General features: G+C 65.5%; 1 protein-coding gene. It reads right to left on the bottom strand.

The genetic code is table 11. The annotated features are described in order from the left end of the window. Nucleotides 1-8: 8 nt before the first annotated feature. Nucleotides 9-420 (bottom strand): ribonuclease HII (locus I6F21_RS38110; protein ID WP_225184432.1); only part of this gene is annotated, 412 nt, incomplete at its 5' end.

The raw sequence follows: 420 nt of genomic DNA, 5'->3' as shown, positions 1-420 counted from the left end.
GAAAAAGGTCAGTCGTCCCAGGCGCTGACTGCAGCGGTGGTTTCGATGCTGATCGCACTCATCCCATCCAGTGCACGGCGCACGGGCGCGAACGAGCGGCGATGATGCGGCGTCACGCCATGCAGGTCGATGGCGGCCAGATGCTGCGGTGTGCCATAGCCGGCATGGACGTCAAAACCGTAGAGCGGAAACTCGACATGCAGCGCGGCCAACTGCCGATCGCGCGTGACCTTCGCCAGGATGGACGCCGCTGAAATGGCCGGCACCAGCGCATCGCCCTTGACGACGGCCTCCACCGCAAACGCCACCTGCGGGCAACGATTGCCGTCCACCTGCACGAGATCGGGCAGCGTGCCCAGTGCGGCCACGCCATGCACCGCGCGCTGCATGGCGAGCATGGTTGCGTGCAGGATGTTGATG

Origin of the sequence: Bradyrhizobium sp. NBAIM03, from assembly GCF_020194055.1 — a bacterium.
GTDB classification, from domain to species: domain Bacteria; phylum Pseudomonadota; class Alphaproteobacteria; order Rhizobiales; family Xanthobacteraceae; genus Bradyrhizobium; species Bradyrhizobium yuanmingense.
This window is presented reverse-complemented; position numbering and strand designations above follow the sequence as displayed.